Below are 15,429 nucleotides of genomic sequence, written 5' to 3'. Positions count from 1 at the left end.
CCGGCAGCTTTCCCTCCTTCCGCCTCCGGTGGAATGGCCGAGAATCCGCTTGACACAAGGATTTCGCCAGAGATATAAATCCGTCCTCGCAAAGTTTTACCACTCCAAATCCTACTTTTTAGGGGACTTCAATATGAACAAATCTGAACTGATCGACGCCATCGCCTCCCAAGCCGATATCTCCAAGGCTGCTGCCGGCCGCGCGCTGGATGCCGCTGTCGAGGCCATCTCCGGCGCTCTGAAGAACGGCGACTCGGTCAGCCTGATCGGTTTCGGCACCTTCTACGTCGGCGAGCGCGCAGCCCGCACCGGCCGCAACCCGCGCACCGGCAAGACCCTGGAAATCAAGGCCGCCAAGTCGCCGAAGTTCCGCGCCGGCAAGGGCCTGAAGGACGCCTGCAACTAATCGTCGCCGGCGCAGGACGCGAGGACGAGCCACGGGCACACCCCGGCAGCTCGATCTCTTCCAGCGCCGCCGGATGGCTGTCCGAGAACCGCGGACAGCACCAGGAAACCCCGCCCATGCGGGGTTTTTTGTTGCCTGCCCCCCCCTGTAGCCAGGCGAAATGCCGGTGTTTTTGACACTAGGCATGGCAATACCCCTTCCCATGCGACGGGAGCGCACCAAAGCCGGCCTTTCCTGCGGCATAATGACGTAATGTCGTCCTTCCACACATCCGACTCGACCGCCTCGCCGTTATCGACATGGGCCAAGGCATTGCTGGCAGCGATTGCGCTGCTGCCCGCGCTAGTCGGCGCCGAGCCCCTGCAACTCGCGGTCAGCGTCCCCGGGCCCAATGCGGCCTCCTACTACCCCGTCGAGCTGATCTCCAGGATCGGTGCCGACAAGGCCGAAGGCGCGGAAGTCCGGGTCGTCTTCGCGCCGGGAGGCCCGGCGGCCATCGACGACGTCATGCACAACAACGTGGATTTCGCGGTGGTAGGCCTGCCGGCCGCCATGTCGGTCCGTCTCAAGGACAAGCGCGTGGTGGCCCTGGCGGCGATCAACGACCTGCCGCTTTACGCCCTGCTGGTCCGCCAGGGGCTGAAGAACGAAGTCAGGAGCATTGCCGATCTCAAAGGCCGGACGATAGGCCTGCACAGCAATTCGACCGCCAACAAGAGCACCTCGCAGCAGGTGCTGGAACTGATGTTTCGCCGGGGCGGCGTCCCCCCGGGAAGCTATCGCATCGTCGGCATCGGACGACGCTGGGAGTCGGAATCCCTGATGTTGAAATCGGGCGCCGTCGATGCGGTCATCGGCGACGAGCCGCACGCCACCTACATGGTGACGAACAAGATCGCCTTCCCGCTGGTTCACCTCGGCGATGCCCAGATGGCGCGCCAGTACGCCGGCTCGGGCTTCCTGCGCGGGGCCCTGATCGGACGATCGGACAAGCTGGAAAAGGATACGGCCAAGGCCGAAACCATGGTTCGCATCATCAAGCGAACCTTGCAGTGGATTGCCACGCACACCCCGGAAGAGTTCGTCGGCGCCCTGGGCATCACCGATCCCGACGAACGCCAGAAGCTGATCGTGGTACTCAAGAAATTTCCCCGCCAGTACAGCAAGGACGGTGCCTTTTCGAACAAGCAGCTGCGCGAGACCGAGATTTTTTTCATCGACTCCCAGGCCGGCAACCCTGCCGCCGAGAACTTCCGTATCGACACCATGATCGACGCGCGCTGGGTGGGCACCAAGGACTGAGCGAACCGGGCCATGCTGCGTACACTGAACTCCCAACTGGCCTTTCGGCTGGCCAGTGTCCTGCTGCTGATCCTGCTCAGCCTGAGCATCCTGGGGATATGGACGAAAGAGCAGTTCAACGACAAGTTCCGGGCAACCCAGCTGGCGAATGCCCGGGAGCATTACGCCGCCGTCCTTGCCGACCTTGATCGCCGCTGGGGGCGCGAATCCTTCAATCTGAAGACCCGCCTCGAGGCGCAGGAAATCCTGGCGAACACCGAGCAGCGCAAGGAAAAGCTCATGGTGTACCTGATTTCCCAGGGCAACAGCATCGAGTTTCCATCCCTGAGAATTGAAACCACGCAAGGCGAGAAAATTGCCGCCTACGACTATGCCAGCCATATCGAGACCAGCGTCAAGTTTCTGCCCGGGCAGACCAACACCTGGGTTCAAAATCCCACAGATGGAACGCTGTACCTGGTCGTTCGCCAATTCATCTGGCTGGGCAAGGAAAACGGCTATCTGGTGCTGTTCAAGCCGATGGACCATGCCCTGCTGACCCAGATGACCTATCCGGGCACCCGGCTCAGCCTGTGGTGGAAGGGCAAGGCGGTCGCCTCGTCGGATGGCGAGGAAGGCCTGCGCAGCACCGCGGCGCGCTATCCCAGACCGGAGAGCGGCGACGCCAGCGCCTACCTGACGTGGTCCGGCCCGGAGAGCGAAGCCTCGCCGAAACTGCTCATCGAACCGCTGGGCAGCGACCTGATAAGCCTGGGAACCATCGCCCGCCCGGTGATGCTGACCTTTTTCATTCTGCTCATTGCCGTCACCATCGGCTTCTCGGGGCTTTGGCTGAGGGCTTCGCGGCAGATGGATGCCCTCCTGCAAGCCGAAATACGCCACAAGACCCTCGACAGCATCGACGAACAGGTCATCGACAGCCTGCGCACGGCGCAGACGGGGCCGATCAGGACGGCGCGGCTGCTCGCGCTGTCCATGGAGGAACGGATGCGCGGAAGCGCTCCGGCATCCGCCGAGCGCCTCGACACCGCGACCATCGACCCGACTCGCTGACTCGGCAGCCCCCTGCCCGGCCGACGCCGACCGCTCGGCCCGATTCCTGCTTTGATTTTCTGACATGCGCGGACCGCCGCCTACCGGCCTGGTGCGGATACCATCCCGACGAGCCAGGCGCCCGGCATGCCGAGGTTTCCATTCAGAACTCCAGACAGTGATCGCAGAACACACGATGCGCCTCTCCATATGCCGCCATAGCCTGAGGATGATTCTCGTTGCCCTGGCAATCTGCTCGGCTCCGGCATCCGCCGAGACCAATCAAAAACTGATCCTGGCCCAGCAAAAGGCCAGGCTGCTTGAGACGCTGATCAATGCGCCAGCGATCAGGGCGGCGCAGGACGGCCGGAATCCCGAGGTCGTCGCCCTGATTGCACAAAGCCGGCAATTGCTCGCCCGGGCCGGAACCGCAATCGGCCTTGCCCAGGCGGAAGAGGCCATCGAGCAACTGGATGAAGCCCTGCGCAACCTCTCCAAGGCCAGCAGCCAGCTCACCGGCGACAAGCCGGGCGCGGGCGGCGCGCTGAAGAAACAGTTCGACGAGCATGCCAGCCAGATCGAGAGCTATCGGCGAACGCTGCAGGACATGACCCAGACGCCGCAAACCGCCGCGGCGGCCCGCCAGCTGATTGTCCGCATCGACGCCATGGCGGCCGACGGCCGAAAGCTGTTCGACGCCGGCCAGCAGGTCGAAGCCACCAAGCGGATGGCGGCGACCTACAAGCTCGCCGTCGAGGAGATTTCACGCCTGCGCGACGGGCAGGAAGTGGTCATGCGCCTTCAGTTCGCTTCGCCTCGCGAGGAGTTCGACTACGAACAAAAGCGCTTCTACTCCAACGAGATCCTGGTCGGCATGATGATTCGCGAAGAGCGTGCCAGCGGCGACGCCAGGAAGCAGGTCGACGCCTACCTGCAGGGGGCCAACGCGATCAAGTCGGAAGCATCGGGGCGGGCCAACGCCGGGGACTACGGCGCGGCCGTGAAGGAAATGGAAAAGGCCAACCTGCAGCTGAACCGTGCCCTGCAAATGATGGGCGTTCCGGTTTTCTGAGCAGCCGGCGGGCAAGACATGCCCGCCGGCGCAAGTGCCGAATCGCTACTTCTGGGGAGCGCGAAGGTGGGCCACGCCGCCGAAGCTGCCCACCCACAGATCGCCCTTCGCCGACGAACCCATGGCGAAGACGTTGTTGGCGAACAGGCCGTCGGCCGTCGTCAAGGCCTTGGAGAACTTCCCGGTTTCGGGGACATAGGTGGTCAGGCCGTTATTGGTGCCGATCCATAGCTTGCCCGTGGCATCGGCATGCAGCATGAAGACGTGATTGCCGGGCAGCCCTTCGACGGTCGTGTAGTTGACCCAGCGCTTGCCATCGAAGCGCGACAGGCCGCCGCCCCAGGTGCCGGCCCACACCGTGCCCTGCTTATCCACTTCGAGCGACACGACGTAGTTCGGGTTATACGCCACATCGACGCCCTGCAGCCCCATTTCCTGCTTCTGCTTGGCATGGTGGGTAGACTGCTTGCCCGGGTCGTTCTTGAAGGCGATGGCATCCTTGACCTTGGCATACGGCGCGCCGAGGCCCTTGGCGTGATTCCAGTTCTCCCACTTGTTGTTGGCGAAGCGGGCCATGCCGCCTTCGGTCGCCAGCCAGATGTCGCCGTTCTTGCCTTCCGCCAGGCCGTAGATCCAGTCATTCGGGACGCCGCCCTTGGTATTCTCGACGGTATAGAGATCCCACTTGCTGCGATCATCCAGGTTGCCGCCGCGAATGCGATTGACCCCCGACCAGGTGGCGATCCAGATATCGCCATTCGACGCGGTGATCACGTCGTAGACGAAGGCGTCGCCGAGCCCATCCGGAATGTTGTAGTTCTTCCACTTGCCGGTTTTCTCGTCGAGCAGCGACAGCCCGCCGCCATAGGTGCCGACGGCTAGCATGCCCTTGACCCGGCCGACATAGAACATGCCGTTCGACAACAATCCGTTGCGCGCGTCGAAGAGCTTGAAACTGTCGTCCTTGGTGTCATAGCGCACCACGCCGCCGGAGGTGCCGACCCAGACCACGGAGCCATCCAGGTAGATCGACTTGACGTTCTTGTTGCCGACGCGGAAGTGGGTGAACTTGGCCGCCGGATCGACGGTCACCTTGCCTTCACGCTCCACCGGCTGCTGCGGGATGGCCGGATGGGCGGCGGCGCCGCTGATCGGCGGATGCACGGGCGCCGGCGTGTTGGGGCCGGCGGCCGCCATGCCCGCCTGGACGAGGATGGCGATGCCGGCAGCGATCGGGCCGAGCGTCTTCAATCGGGGAAACATGTTCATTCCTTGCCTTTCTGCTGCATGATCATTGCGGGGCCACGCGCACCACGCCGCGTTTCGTGCCGGCCCAGATGTCTCCGTTCGGCGCGACCGTCACGGCATAGACGTGCGTATCGAAAAGGCCGTCGGCCTTGCCCAGCGTTTTCCAGGTCTTGCCGTCGTACCGCGACAAACCCTTGTCGGTGCCGAACCAGAACACGCCCTTGTCGTCCTGCACCATGGAATACACGATATTGCCGGCCAGCCCGTCCTGGGTGGTCAGGTTGGTCCACCGCTTGCCGTCGTAGCGCGATACGCCGCCGCCCCAGGTACCGGCCCAGATCACGCCATCGGGCGCGGCATGGATGGAGAACACGTAGTTCGGGTTGTACGATGACAAACCTTCGACCTGGGTCGTCAGGTCATGCCGCGAACGCGTCCCGAGCCCCGTATTGGCGCTCGCCTGCAGGTTGTTCACGTTCTCGGAACCCAGCCCGTCCTTGTGCGTCCAGGAACGCCAGCGCTTGCCGTCGTACATGCTGACGCCGCCCTCGGTCCCGAACCAGACACGCCCGTCCTGGTCGACCGACAGGCCATAGACCCACTCGTTGATCAGCTCCTTGACGTAGGTTTTCATCTTGCCGGTTTTCACATTGAAGTGATTGACGCCGGCCCAGGTGCCGATCCACAAGTTGCCGGCCTTGTCGTTGGCGAAGGAGTAGATCCAGTAATCGGCCAGCCCGTGCATCGGGAAATAGGTTTTCCACTTGCCGTCCTTGTAGCGGGACGCCCCGCCGGCGTTGGTGCCGAACCACTTGTAGCCCTCGCTATCGATCCCGATGGCGAACACGTATTCGTTGGCCAGGCCGTGCTGGCGGGTGAAGGTATTGCGCGGCTTGCTCGACTTCAGATCGATCTCGTGCGCCCCGACGGAGGTGCCGACCCACAGGGTGTTGGCGGCCTTCTCGACGGTCAGCGCCCGGACGTAGACGTTGTCGCCGACCTCGAAGGAATCGACGACCCGCACGCCGGTCTTGTCTGCCGACTGCGCCGGCTGGAATGCCCCATGCACCAGAACCGCGGCGGCGCACAACCATAGTTTCAATTTCATCGTAGTGTTCTCACGTAAGCCAGCACGCTAAGAATCTGCGCGTCCTGCAGGATTCCAAAAAACGGTGGCATGGTCTTCTTGCCTGATTTGACGGACTGCATCAGGACCATGTCCGGCTGATCCAGCCGTTCGCCCATGCGAAACTTCGGCGCATCGGGCATGACCCCTTCGCCGCGCGCCCCATGGCACGCCGCACAATGCATCTGGTACAACTGCTGCCCCTGCACGATATTCGTTGCCGAGGCATTGCCGATGGCCGCTGTCGCCAGCATTGCAGCCAGCATTACCCGAACCGACTTTCCCATAACGCCCTCCTGAACGATAAGCGGCTGACTACAGCCGACGCTGTTTTTTCTTGCCCTTGCCGGGGTCCAGGCTGCGAATGCGGTTGGCCTGCGCCTGATAGCGCTCGGACAGGGCGCGATCGACCTGAACACCGAATGCGTTGCCGCTGCCATAAGCCGCCGCCAGGGCATCGATCGCCGGCAGGTAATCGTTATCCGCCGCCCGCTTTGCCCAGGTCAGCGCATCCGGCGTATTGCGCTCGGCTTCGGTAAAACCGAGCTCGCCCTTCAGGTAGGCCTGGGCGATGGCATTGATCGCCAGCACATGGCCCGCTTCCGCCGCCTTCAATATCCACGCGCGACCGGCCGGCAGATCCTTTTTCGTGCCTTCTCCCGAAACGATCATCACGCCCAGCCCGAACATGCCGTCCAGATCGCCCTGATCGGCCGACTTCCGGTAAAGGACGATGGCATCCTCGTCGAAATCGGTACGATCCAGAATCTCCGCCAGCAGGGCCTGCGCCTTGGCGTGCCCTTCCAGCGAAGCCTGCCGCAGGGGCGTCATGGCCCCCACGATGTCGCCATTGCGATAGCTCTTCAGTCCAGCCTGATAATCATCCTCGGCCGCGGCAAAAAGCGCCGTGGAAAAGAGGACAAGCCCCGACGCGAGACACAAGCACCGGGCAAACATCATTCGCAACTCCTGTTTCCGACCATCGCCTCATCCGACACTGTTTGCTTCCATTTCCTCCAGCTTGCGGTAGAGGCTGGAAAGTCCGATATCAAGTTTTTGAGCAGCAAGACGTCGATCCCCGCCCGCATCGCGCAAGGCGCGGGTGATGATCTCCGACTCCAGCCGACGCAATTGCTCGCGCAGGCCGACATTCGAAGCAATTTCGATGCCCGGAATTTCACGCTTCTGCACGGAGCGCGCGATGTCCGGCGGCAGGTCGGCCAGCGTGATCCGCTCGCCGTCGGCCAGGATGTGGGCGCGGTTGATCACGTTCTCCAGTTCGCGCACGTTGCCCGGCCAGGCGAACTCGACCAGTATCTCCTCGGCGATCGGGTCCAGCTCGAGCGCTTTCTTGCCATGGCCGGCCGCCAGGTTCTGCAGGACGAAATGGATCAGCCGGGCGATATCCTCCTTGCGGTCGCGCAGCGGCGGAATATGGATGTGGAACATCGCCAGCCGGAAATAGAGATCCTCGCGGAAGCGGCCTTCCTTGACCATTTCCGCCAGGTTCCGGTTGGTCGCCGCGACGATCCGCACATCCACCTTGCGCACCTGCTCGCCACCCAGGGGACGAACCTCCTTGTCCTCGATGACATGGAGCAGCTTGGTCTGCATGTGCAGGGGCAGCTCGCCGATTTCGTCGAGGAAAAGCGTGCCCCGGTCGGCCTGGGTGAACAAACCCTTGCGCGCCCGGTCGGCCCCGGTGAAAGCCCCCTTGGCATGCCCGAAAAACTCGCTCTCGAGCAGGTTTTCCGGAATGGCGCCGCAGTTCACCGGGATGAACGGGAACTCGCTGCGCGGACTCATTTCGTGAATGTTGCGGGCCGTCACCCCCTTGCCGGTCCCGCTCTCGCCGGTGACCAGCACGGTGCTGTCGGTCACCGCGACCTTGGATACCAGGCGTTCCATCTCGATCATCGAACGCGAGCCGAAATGGAATACCCCCCGTTCGCGGGCCACCATCTGGCGCAGCGCCTGGTTTTCCGCCTTCAGCCCCCGCATCGAACCGATCTGCTCGATGCGGTGCAACAACTCCTCGTTGCGGACCGGCTTGACCATGTAATCGGTCGCCCCCGCCCGCAGCGCCTCGACCGCGGTTTCCATGGAGGCGAAGGCGGTCACCATCACGAACTGCGTATCGATGCCGCTGCCCCGGAAGCTGCGCACCAGCTCCACGCCGTTCCCGTCGGGCATCATGATGTCGCACAGCGCGACATCGACATCGCCGCGCACCAGCTTGGCCGAGGCCTCCTTGACACCGGACGCCGTGTCGACCGAATGGCCGGCCTTGCCCAGAGCCGAAGCCAGGATCTGGCGGATCGCCGCCTCATCGTCAATTACCAGTACATGCATCGCTCAGCCTCTTTCTCTTTTTATCCTAACGACAATCCGCCCCAAGCAAGGGAACGGGCAGCCTGATTTCCACTTCGGTCCCGACGCCCTCCTCGGACCTCACATCGATCACTCCGCCGGCCTTGGCGATCAAGGAACGGCACACCGACAAGCCCAGGCCGCTCCCCCGCCCCGGCCCCTTGGTGGTGAACCGCTCCTCGAAAACGTGCGGCAGCACCTGCTTGGGAATACCCGAGCCGTTATCGACCACCTTCGCCGTCACCCACTCCGCGTCACAAGTGGTCGCCAGCCGGATCGTCGGCATGCGCCCTTCCAGGTTGGCCATGGCATCTGCCGCATTGATAAGCAAATTCATGGCCACCTGCACCATGTGATCGGCAACCAGCACGACGGCCGGCAGATTGCCATCGAGTTCGAGCGACACGTCGATCCGGCGGAAGCGCCGATCGAACTTGACGAAATTGGCCGTGCTCCGCAACAGGCTGTTGAGATCGGTCAGTTCCGCCTCCTGGGACTGCGGCACCGAGAACTCGCTGATCTGGCGGGTGATCTGCATGACCCGCGTCGCCTGCTCGAGGATCATGTTCGGATGGCATTCCTCGCCATAATGCGAGCAGCGGGTATCCTGGCACTCGTTGTTCATCGCCTGCGCCACGCCGACGATGGCCGACAGCGGGTTGTTGATCTCGTGGGCGACGGCGGCCGCCAGCGAACCCACGGCGGCCATCTTCTCCTTGTGGAAGTTCTGCTGCCGGGTCAGCTCCAGCTCGCTCTCCCGCCTGCTCAGCTCGTCCTGCATCGAGTTGACCGCCTCCATCAGCAAACCCAGCTCATCCTTGCGCGAATGCAGCAGTTTCGCGCTGGGTTCCCCGCGCAGCACCCGCGTCGCATGCCGCCGCACCCGTTCGATATCGACCGACAGGCCCCGGAAAAACACCTTGAAGACGAAGGCGACAAAGATCAGCGCAAACCCGCCAAACGCCAGCCACTCGGTGGTCAGTCGCTGGAAGGAGTTGTGATACTGCTCGGCGAATATCACTTTCTTGGCCGCCACATCGGCCGTCACCCGGTCCAGGGAAAGCACCAGCCGGTGCATGGCGGCGCGCAGGTCGGCGATGCTGGCACGCGACGGATCGTCCACCAGCTCCTTGACCATGCGCTCGAGCATGGTTCGAGATTCCGTCAGCTCGGGATACGCGGTCTGCAGCCGGGAAAGCCCCGGCAAAAGCGCCTCGACCTCAAGCGCCAGCATCTTTCCGGAGGCCTCGACGTCCGGCGCGAAATAGTTTTCGTTAACCGACACCACGGCCCGGGATACGGCGTAGTTCAGACCGACAAGATACTCCTCGCGCGCATTGATGCTCTGCAGCAGGTTGACCGACTCGAGCATGGTCTTGCGCTCGAAGGCGACAACCAGCGTAATGATCGAGAAATACACTGCCAGCAGAAAGGTGAACAGCCACCCCTTCCCGCGCAGGGAATTGAGCAGCGGCAGGCGTTGCCCCAGGGGCCCGCCATCACCAACCGGACTTTTTTCCGTCACTTTTCCAACCTTCCGCAAAATACGGCCTGATTCTTGCTCCAACCGCTCAACACCCTGATCGGACTGTTCCAGCCCCGCAAAGGCTCCTGACCGATCATCAACCAAACGACAGAAAATAAGCCATCGAATTGAATATGTGGGTACGCAATTTTATCTTCGCACTGTCTTTCACACTCTCGCACGCCGCGCTTGCCGACCCGCTCTCCGACGCAATCAAGGCCATCGATGCCGGACAGCCGAAACAGGCCGCCCAACTGCTGACGCCGCTTGCCGCCGCCGGCAACAGCACGGCCCAGTTCCGCCTCGGCATGCTCCACTATATGGGACAAGGTGTTCCCGAAGATGAGAGACAGGCTGTTTTCTACTGGAAAAAAGCCGCCAGCCAAGGTTCTGCCGATGCCATGTTTCATCTCGGTTCCGCCTATCTTTTTGGCAACCAAGCCGCAAGAACCGTACCCGACCCGGATCGCGAAGCCGCCACCTGGTACTTCCAGGCCGCCAGCGCCGGGCACGCCGATGCCCAATATCACCTCGGCCTGCTCTTCCTGGCCGGCAAGGGCGTGATCGACAGCCGGACCGAAGCCGCCCGCTGGATGCGCAAAGCCGCCGCACAAGGGCACCAGGAAGCCAAGAAGGCGCTCGGCATCATCGAATCCGGGCGCTGACCCTCAGCCGGCGAGCGTGCGATCGATCGTCGCACGAACATCGGCGGCATCCCAGTCCCTCTCGCCCACCCAGACGCTGCTCACCCGGGCGGCGCGATCGACCAGCAAGGTCGTCGGATAGGCCGGAACCCCCAGCCGCACGGCCAGCTTGCCGCCACTGTCGAGCAAGACAGGGAAGTCGAGCGGGCTCCGCCTGACATACTCCCGCACCATGTGGATATCCTCATCCACCGATACCGCGAAAATACCCAGGCCGCGCGCGGCGTAATCCCGGTGCAGGCGGTTCAGCGACGCCATTTCCGCGCGGCATGGCGGACACCAGGTCGCCCAGAAGTTGATCAGGCAGGGCAAGGCACCGGCGCCCAGGCGCATCGCCCCGCTGTCCAGAACGGGCAGGTCGACCGGCGAGAACGCCTCCCCCGCCCTGATTTCCCGCTCCGCGGCGTCGCGCCCGCAGGCTGCGGCCAATGCCGGCAGGCAGATGCTCAGGCGAAGAAAAAGACGACGCGAGTCGCGGACGACGTCAGAAGGATTTTTTGATCGAAACCGCACCGCGTACCTGTCCGATGCCGTACTCCACCGCCTTGTCATGCGGATACTCGGTCGCCAGCAGGGCTTTCACGCCCTCCGAATGCTGGCTGCCCGGTCCGTGGCACAGCAGGCAGGGCTGGCTTGTCGGCAAGGCTTTCATGTAGCGGAAAGCGCGGCCGGCCGGCTCATCGACCACTTCGGAGTATTCCAGGGCCTCGGCTTTCTCACCCTTGGCGACACGATTCTCGAAATCAAGAAGGACGCGCTGCTCCCAGATGTCCGGTTCGCCCAGCGCCCGGTTGCGCGGCCGCAGCGAAACCCGGGTGATGCGCATGCCGGTCTGCCGGGAAAGGTTGGAGGTGATTTCGGGCACGCTGTACTTGCAGACGATGATGGCGCGAACCGGCCCGGTCCGCTCCAGCTCCCGGGTCAGCTCGCCGCGAATCTGAGTCATCAGCTGGTTGGCCACGGCCCGGCTTTCGTCGAGCAATCCCTTCTGCCCGGTCTGCGCCACGGCAGCCGGCGCCCATGCCGCGCACAGCAGGGCAAGAACCATCGAACATCTTCCACGCATATCACCCACTCCGGAACCACCTGCAGGCTACGCACCGGACAACGAAAAACCAGATTTGGCGAGGCTACTGCACGATCGAATTGATGACGATTTTAACATTTCCCCCGCCGACCGAAACCGGCGAAGACAGCCCTTCGAGATCGCCGGGCCGCGCCAGCGCATCCCCGCTCTTTGAAATCCGGGCGCCGACGACGACCTGACCCACCGTGGACAGCTTGAACTGCGGCGCCATCGCCATGCTGTCGTCAAGCGTGAAGTTGATCGGCATGTCGTCTGCCTTGGCGCGCAGCATGGCAACCGGCATCTTCGGGCCATTGACCGCGCGCGCGAAGACGAACAGCGTGTCGCCGGGCTTCATCGCCGAGCGCAGCTTGGGGTCCAGTTCCACCGTGCCGCTGAGCTTGGCGGCGGCAGCCGGCGTGTCGCCCGCGGCCTTGCCGCTGTCGGTCGCCTGCTTGCCGGAAATGGCCATGCGGTTCTCGGCATCGCGGATACTCCCCTGGATGCCTGCCGCGGCGGCGGAATCCTCGGGAACCAGCGCCAGCACTTTCTGCCACTCGCGAATCGCCTGCCCGTAATCCTGGCGATCGAAAGCGATCGTACCCGACAGGGCGAGCGCCTTCACGTTGCGCGGATCGATCTCCAGGGCGCGCTGCACCAGCCGCTCGGGATCGCCGGCCAGGCGCTTGCCCTGCGACATGGCGATGATGTCGGCGAAGTCGGCGAAATTCTGGGCATCGGGCGGCAGCAGCGCGACGGCGCGGCCAAAGGCGGCGGTCGACTCGGGATAGCGCCCGAGCACCGCATACGAGCGGGCCAGCATCAGCCAGCCGGCGCCGTCGTTGGGGTTCTCCTGCAGGCGCAGCGACAGGCGTTCGACCATGGCGGTGATCTGCTCGGGCGACAGCGCATGCTGGCCGTCCTTGCCGGCGGCCGCCTGCTTGCCCGGCACCACCGACCCCGGCGCGCCGAGCGTCCAGTACAAGGCGCCGATGGCGACCGGGAAGGCGACGCCGAGGGCGATGGCCAGCTTGACCTTGCGGCTGCCGCTGCGCGCTTCGGCCGGCACGTCGGCGGTGTATTCGAGCACCCGCCGTTCGAGCTCCTCGCGGGACTGGCGCCCGCCCTCCTCGCCGATGCGGCCTTCCCTGATATCGCGTTCGACTTCGGCCAGCTGCTCGCGCAGCACGATCAGGTTGAGCTCGCGCTGCCCGGTCGTTTCCTCGCGTTGCGCCGGCTGGCGCTTGAGCAGGGGGTAAAGCAGAGCGACAAGAACGCCGACCAGCAGCAGGCCGCCAACTACCAGAAACACACTCATTTGATTCTCTCGATTCAGCCTTGGAGGAGGCGGGCAGCCGCCGTACGTTGTTGGTCGTCGAGCGGCGCTTCAGCCAGCTCCTTGCGCCGCCGGAGGAAATAGAACAAGCCGCCCATGCCGCCGCCGAGCAGCAGGAAAGGCCCGCCCCACAGCAACCAGGTCGTCGTCTTCAGCGGCGGACGATACAACACAAAGTCCCCGTAGCGCTCGACCATGTAATCGATGACTTCCTTTTCGCTCCTGCCCTGGCGCAGCATGTCGCGCACCTGGTTTTTCAGGTCGATGGCCAGGTCGGCGTGGGAGTCCGCCAGGTTCTGGTTCTGGCAGACCAGGCAACGCAGCACCTCGGCCAGCGATTGAACCTTGGCCTCGAGGACCGGATCTTCACTGACCCGTTGCGCTTCGCCGGCGACGGCAAAGGCACAGCCAAGGGTCAGCAGGGCTGCAGCTATCAATTTACGCACCGTTCAGCTCCTTCACCAACGGAATGATTTTCTGGCTGACCACTGTCTGGGTCAGCGGACCGACGTGTTTCATGCGAACCACGCCCGCCTTGTCGATCACAAAAGTTTCGGGAACGCCATAGACGCCGTAGTCGATACCGACCTTGCCGTCGCGGTCCCAGATGGAAAAGCGATAAGGATCGCCATGTTCGGCCAGCCAGGCCTTGGCCGGGTCGCGATCGTCCTTGTAGTCGAGGCCGATGATGGGCGCGACCTTGTGCCGGGACAACTCGACCAGGACCGGATGTTCCTGGCGGCACGAAACGCACCACGAAGCCCAGACGTTGAGCAGCCACACCTGCCCCCGCATGTCCTGCGGGGAAAACTGCGCATCGGCCTGGTGCAGCTGGCTGAGCGTGAAGGCGGGTGCCGGCTTGCCGATGAACGGCGACGGAACCTCGCGCGGATTCAGGCGCAGCCCGACCGCCAGGAAGCCGACGAGGACCACGAAAACGATCAGCGGGAGCAGGAATCTGCGCATCGCCACCTCACGCCTTGGCCGACGAGAACGCAGCCTCGCCCGCCCTTGCCCGAGCCGAGATGCGGTAGCGCCGGTCGGCCGCCGCCATGCCGCCGCCCAGCGCCATCAGCAGGCATCCCCACCAGATCCAGTCCACCAGCGGCTTGTGCTGGACGCGGACGATCCACGTATTCATATCGACCGGCTCGCCCAGCGAAACATACAGATCGCGGAACAGCCCGGTATCGATGGCCGCTTCGGTCATCGGCATGCGCTGCGCGGTGTAGATGCGTTTCTCGGGTTCCATCACCCGGTCGATGCGGCCGTCGCGGCTGACCTCGATGCGCGCCCGGGCGGCCATGTAGTTCGGCCCCTTGACCTCGTTGATGCCCCGGAAAGCGAAGACGTAGCCGCCGACGGTGGTCGTGTCGCCGACGCTCATCTTGACGTCGCTGTTGGTTTCATAGGCCTTGACGAAGGTCACGCCGAGGATGAAGACGCCGACGCCGATGTGCGCCATGACCATGCCCCACTGCGCCAGCGACATGCCGGCCAGGCGCGACAGCCCCGCCCCGTCCAGCGAACCGGCGCGCGCCAGCAGCACGAGCAGACTGGCAAGAATGGCCCAGCAGCCGAGGAAGACGCCCAGGCTGGCCAGGGCCGACCAACTGCCCATGACCATCGGCAAGGCAATCGCCGCGGCCAGCGCAGCGAACACGCCGACCCACAGCGTCAGCGGGAAATCGCTGCGCGACGCGGCTTTCCAGCGAGCGAACGGGGCCAGGCCCATGAGCAGCACCATCGGCGCCATCAGCGGCACGAAGATGCTTTCAAAGTAAGGCGCGCCGACCGAAATCTTGCCCAGGTCGAGCGCGTCGAGGAACAAGGGGTACAAGGTGCCGATCAGCACCGCCGCGCCGGCGACCGTGAGCAGCACGTTGTTGACCAGCAGCAGCGACTCGCGCGAGAACATCTGGAAGGAGCCGCCCAGGCCCACCTTCGGCGCCCGCCAGGCGAACAGCAGCAAGGAGGCGCCGACGACGATGGCGAGGAAGGCCAGCACGAAGATGCCGCGCTTCGGATCGGTGGCGAAGGCATGCACCGAGGTCAGCACGCCCGAACGGACCAGGAAGGTGCCGAGCAGCGACAGCGAAAAGGCCATGATCGCCAGCATTACCGTCCAGTTCTTGAAGCAGCCGCGCTTTTCGGTGACCGCCAGCGAGTGGATCAGCGCCGTGCCCACCAGCCAGGGCATGAAGGAGGCGTTCTCGACCGGGTCCCAGAACCACCAGCCGCC

The 15,429-nt window shown here is 63.8% G+C and carries 18 protein-coding genes; 5 read left to right on the top strand and 13 right to left on the bottom strand.

Going from position 1 to position 15,429, the window contains the following annotated elements; translation table 11 throughout:
* The first annotated feature begins 133 nt into the window (after positions 1-133).
* The 4 genes from Q0P59_RS08280 to Q0P59_RS08265 all read left to right on the top strand — a co-directional run bounded on the left by Q0P59_RS08280 (position 134) and on the right by Q0P59_RS08265 (position 3,812).
* On the top strand, positions 134-406 hold the full coding sequence (locus Q0P59_RS08280; RefSeq protein WP_295005487.1) for an HU family DNA-binding protein: 273 nt from the start codon (positions 134-136) through the stop codon (positions 404-406).
* 252 nt (positions 407-658) lie between these two features.
* The gene (locus Q0P59_RS08275) at positions 659-1,708 is read left to right on the top strand and encodes an ABC transporter substrate-binding protein (RefSeq protein ID WP_295005485.1); all 1,050 of its coding nucleotides are present in this window, start codon (positions 659-661) and stop codon (positions 1,706-1,708) included.
* Between the two features lie 12 nt (positions 1,709-1,720).
* The gene (locus Q0P59_RS08270; RefSeq protein WP_295005483.1) at positions 1,721-2,761 is read left to right on the top strand and encodes a hypothetical protein; all 1,041 of its coding nucleotides are present in this window, start codon (positions 1,721-1,723) and stop codon (positions 2,759-2,761) included.
* A 175-nt stretch (positions 2,762-2,936) separates the two neighbouring features.
* Positions 2,937-3,812 carry a hypothetical protein gene (locus tag Q0P59_RS08265; RefSeq protein WP_295005481.1) on the top strand — a complete coding sequence of 292 codons (876 nt, stop codon included), beginning with the start codon at positions 2,937-2,939 and terminating at the stop codon, positions 3,810-3,812.
* A 45-nt stretch (positions 3,813-3,857) separates the two neighbouring features.
* On the opposite strand, the gene Q0P59_RS08260 is transcribed toward Q0P59_RS08265, so the two are convergent.
* Genes Q0P59_RS08260 through Q0P59_RS08230 form a run of 7 tightly spaced genes read right to left on the bottom strand, consistent with a single transcriptional unit; the run spans position 3,858 to position 10,491 of the window.
* Positions 3,858-5,075: a two-component regulator propeller domain-containing protein gene (locus tag Q0P59_RS08260; protein WP_295005479.1), complete on the bottom strand. Its 1,218-nt coding sequence runs from the start codon at positions 5,073-5,075 to the stop codon at positions 3,858-3,860.
* 28 nt (positions 5,076-5,103) lie between these two features.
* Positions 5,104-6,168 (bottom strand): two-component regulator propeller domain-containing protein, encoded by a 1,065-nt coding sequence (locus tag Q0P59_RS08255; protein WP_295005477.1) that lies wholly within the window; start codon positions 6,166-6,168, stop codon positions 5,104-5,106.
* Positions 6,165-6,473, bottom strand: coding sequence for a cytochrome c (locus Q0P59_RS08250; protein WP_295005474.1), 309 nt, complete (start codon positions 6,471-6,473; stop codon positions 6,165-6,167). Before Q0P59_RS08250 ends, Q0P59_RS08255 begins: the two co-directional genes overlap by 4 nt.
* 28 nt (positions 6,474-6,501) lie before the next feature.
* Positions 6,502-7,146 (bottom strand): tetratricopeptide repeat protein, encoded by a 645-nt coding sequence (locus tag Q0P59_RS08245; protein WP_295005472.1) that lies wholly within the window; start codon positions 7,144-7,146, stop codon positions 6,502-6,504.
* Between the two features lie 27 nt (positions 7,147-7,173).
* Complete coding sequence (locus Q0P59_RS08240; RefSeq protein WP_295005470.1) at positions 7,174-8,538, bottom strand: sigma-54 dependent transcriptional regulator; 1,365 nt, start codon at positions 8,536-8,538, stop codon at positions 7,174-7,176.
* A gap of 25 nt (positions 8,539-8,563) precedes the next feature.
* On the bottom strand, positions 8,564-10,081 hold the full coding sequence (locus Q0P59_RS08235) for an ATP-binding protein (protein ID WP_295005468.1): 1,518 nt from the start codon (positions 10,079-10,081) through the stop codon (positions 8,564-8,566).
* The gene (locus Q0P59_RS08230) at positions 10,078-10,491 is read right to left on the bottom strand and encodes a hypothetical protein (protein WP_295005466.1); all 414 of its coding nucleotides are present in this window, start codon (positions 10,489-10,491) and stop codon (positions 10,078-10,080) included. The genes Q0P59_RS08235 and Q0P59_RS08230 overlap by 4 nt, the downstream gene beginning before the upstream one ends.
* Between Q0P59_RS08230 and Q0P59_RS08225 the strand changes: the two genes are divergently transcribed.
* Positions 10,390-10,746, top strand: a complete 357-nt coding sequence (locus tag Q0P59_RS08225) for a tetratricopeptide repeat protein (RefSeq protein WP_366090494.1) — start codon at positions 10,390-10,392, stop codon at positions 10,744-10,746. The two genes, Q0P59_RS08230 and Q0P59_RS08225, sit on opposite strands and share 102 nt — an antisense overlap.
* Positions 10,747-10,749: 3 nt before the next feature.
* Here Q0P59_RS08225 and Q0P59_RS08220 read toward each other — a convergent pair whose 3' ends face one another.
* The 6 genes from Q0P59_RS08220 to Q0P59_RS08195 all read right to left on the bottom strand — a co-directional run.
* Positions 10,750-11,298 (bottom strand): TlpA disulfide reductase family protein, encoded by a 549-nt coding sequence (locus Q0P59_RS08220; protein WP_295005462.1) that lies wholly within the window; start codon positions 11,296-11,298, stop codon positions 10,750-10,752.
* A complete protein-coding gene (locus Q0P59_RS08215) occupies positions 11,270-11,833 on the bottom strand; it encodes a DUF3365 domain-containing protein (protein WP_295005461.1) in 564 nt (187 codons plus the stop codon). Before Q0P59_RS08215 ends, Q0P59_RS08220 begins: the two co-directional genes overlap by 29 nt.
* A gap of 82 nt (positions 11,834-11,915) precedes the next feature.
* On the bottom strand, positions 11,916-13,169 hold the full coding sequence (gene ccmI / locus Q0P59_RS08210; protein WP_295005459.1) for a c-type cytochrome biogenesis protein CcmI: 1,254 nt from the start codon (positions 13,167-13,169) through the stop codon (positions 11,916-11,918).
* Between the two features lie 14 nt (positions 13,170-13,183).
* Positions 13,184-13,633 (bottom strand): cytochrome c-type biogenesis protein, encoded by a 450-nt coding sequence (locus tag Q0P59_RS08205; RefSeq protein ID WP_295005457.1) that lies wholly within the window; start codon positions 13,631-13,633, stop codon positions 13,184-13,186.
* Positions 13,626-14,153, bottom strand: a complete 528-nt coding sequence (locus Q0P59_RS08200) for a DsbE family thiol:disulfide interchange protein (RefSeq protein ID WP_295005455.1) — start codon at positions 14,151-14,153, stop codon at positions 13,626-13,628. Before Q0P59_RS08200 ends, Q0P59_RS08205 begins: the two co-directional genes overlap by 8 nt.
* A gap of 7 nt (positions 14,154-14,160) precedes the next feature.
* Positions 14,161-15,429, bottom strand: a 1,269-nt coding sequence (locus Q0P59_RS08195; RefSeq protein WP_295005453.1) for a cytochrome c-type biogenesis CcmF C-terminal domain-containing protein, incomplete at its 5' end; no start/stop codon positions are given.

The sequence above is a fragment of the uncultured Dechloromonas sp. genome, assembly GCF_945957265.1.
Lineage (GTDB): Bacteria > Pseudomonadota > Gammaproteobacteria > Burkholderiales > Rhodocyclaceae > Azonexus.
This window is presented reverse-complemented; position numbering and strand designations above follow the sequence as displayed.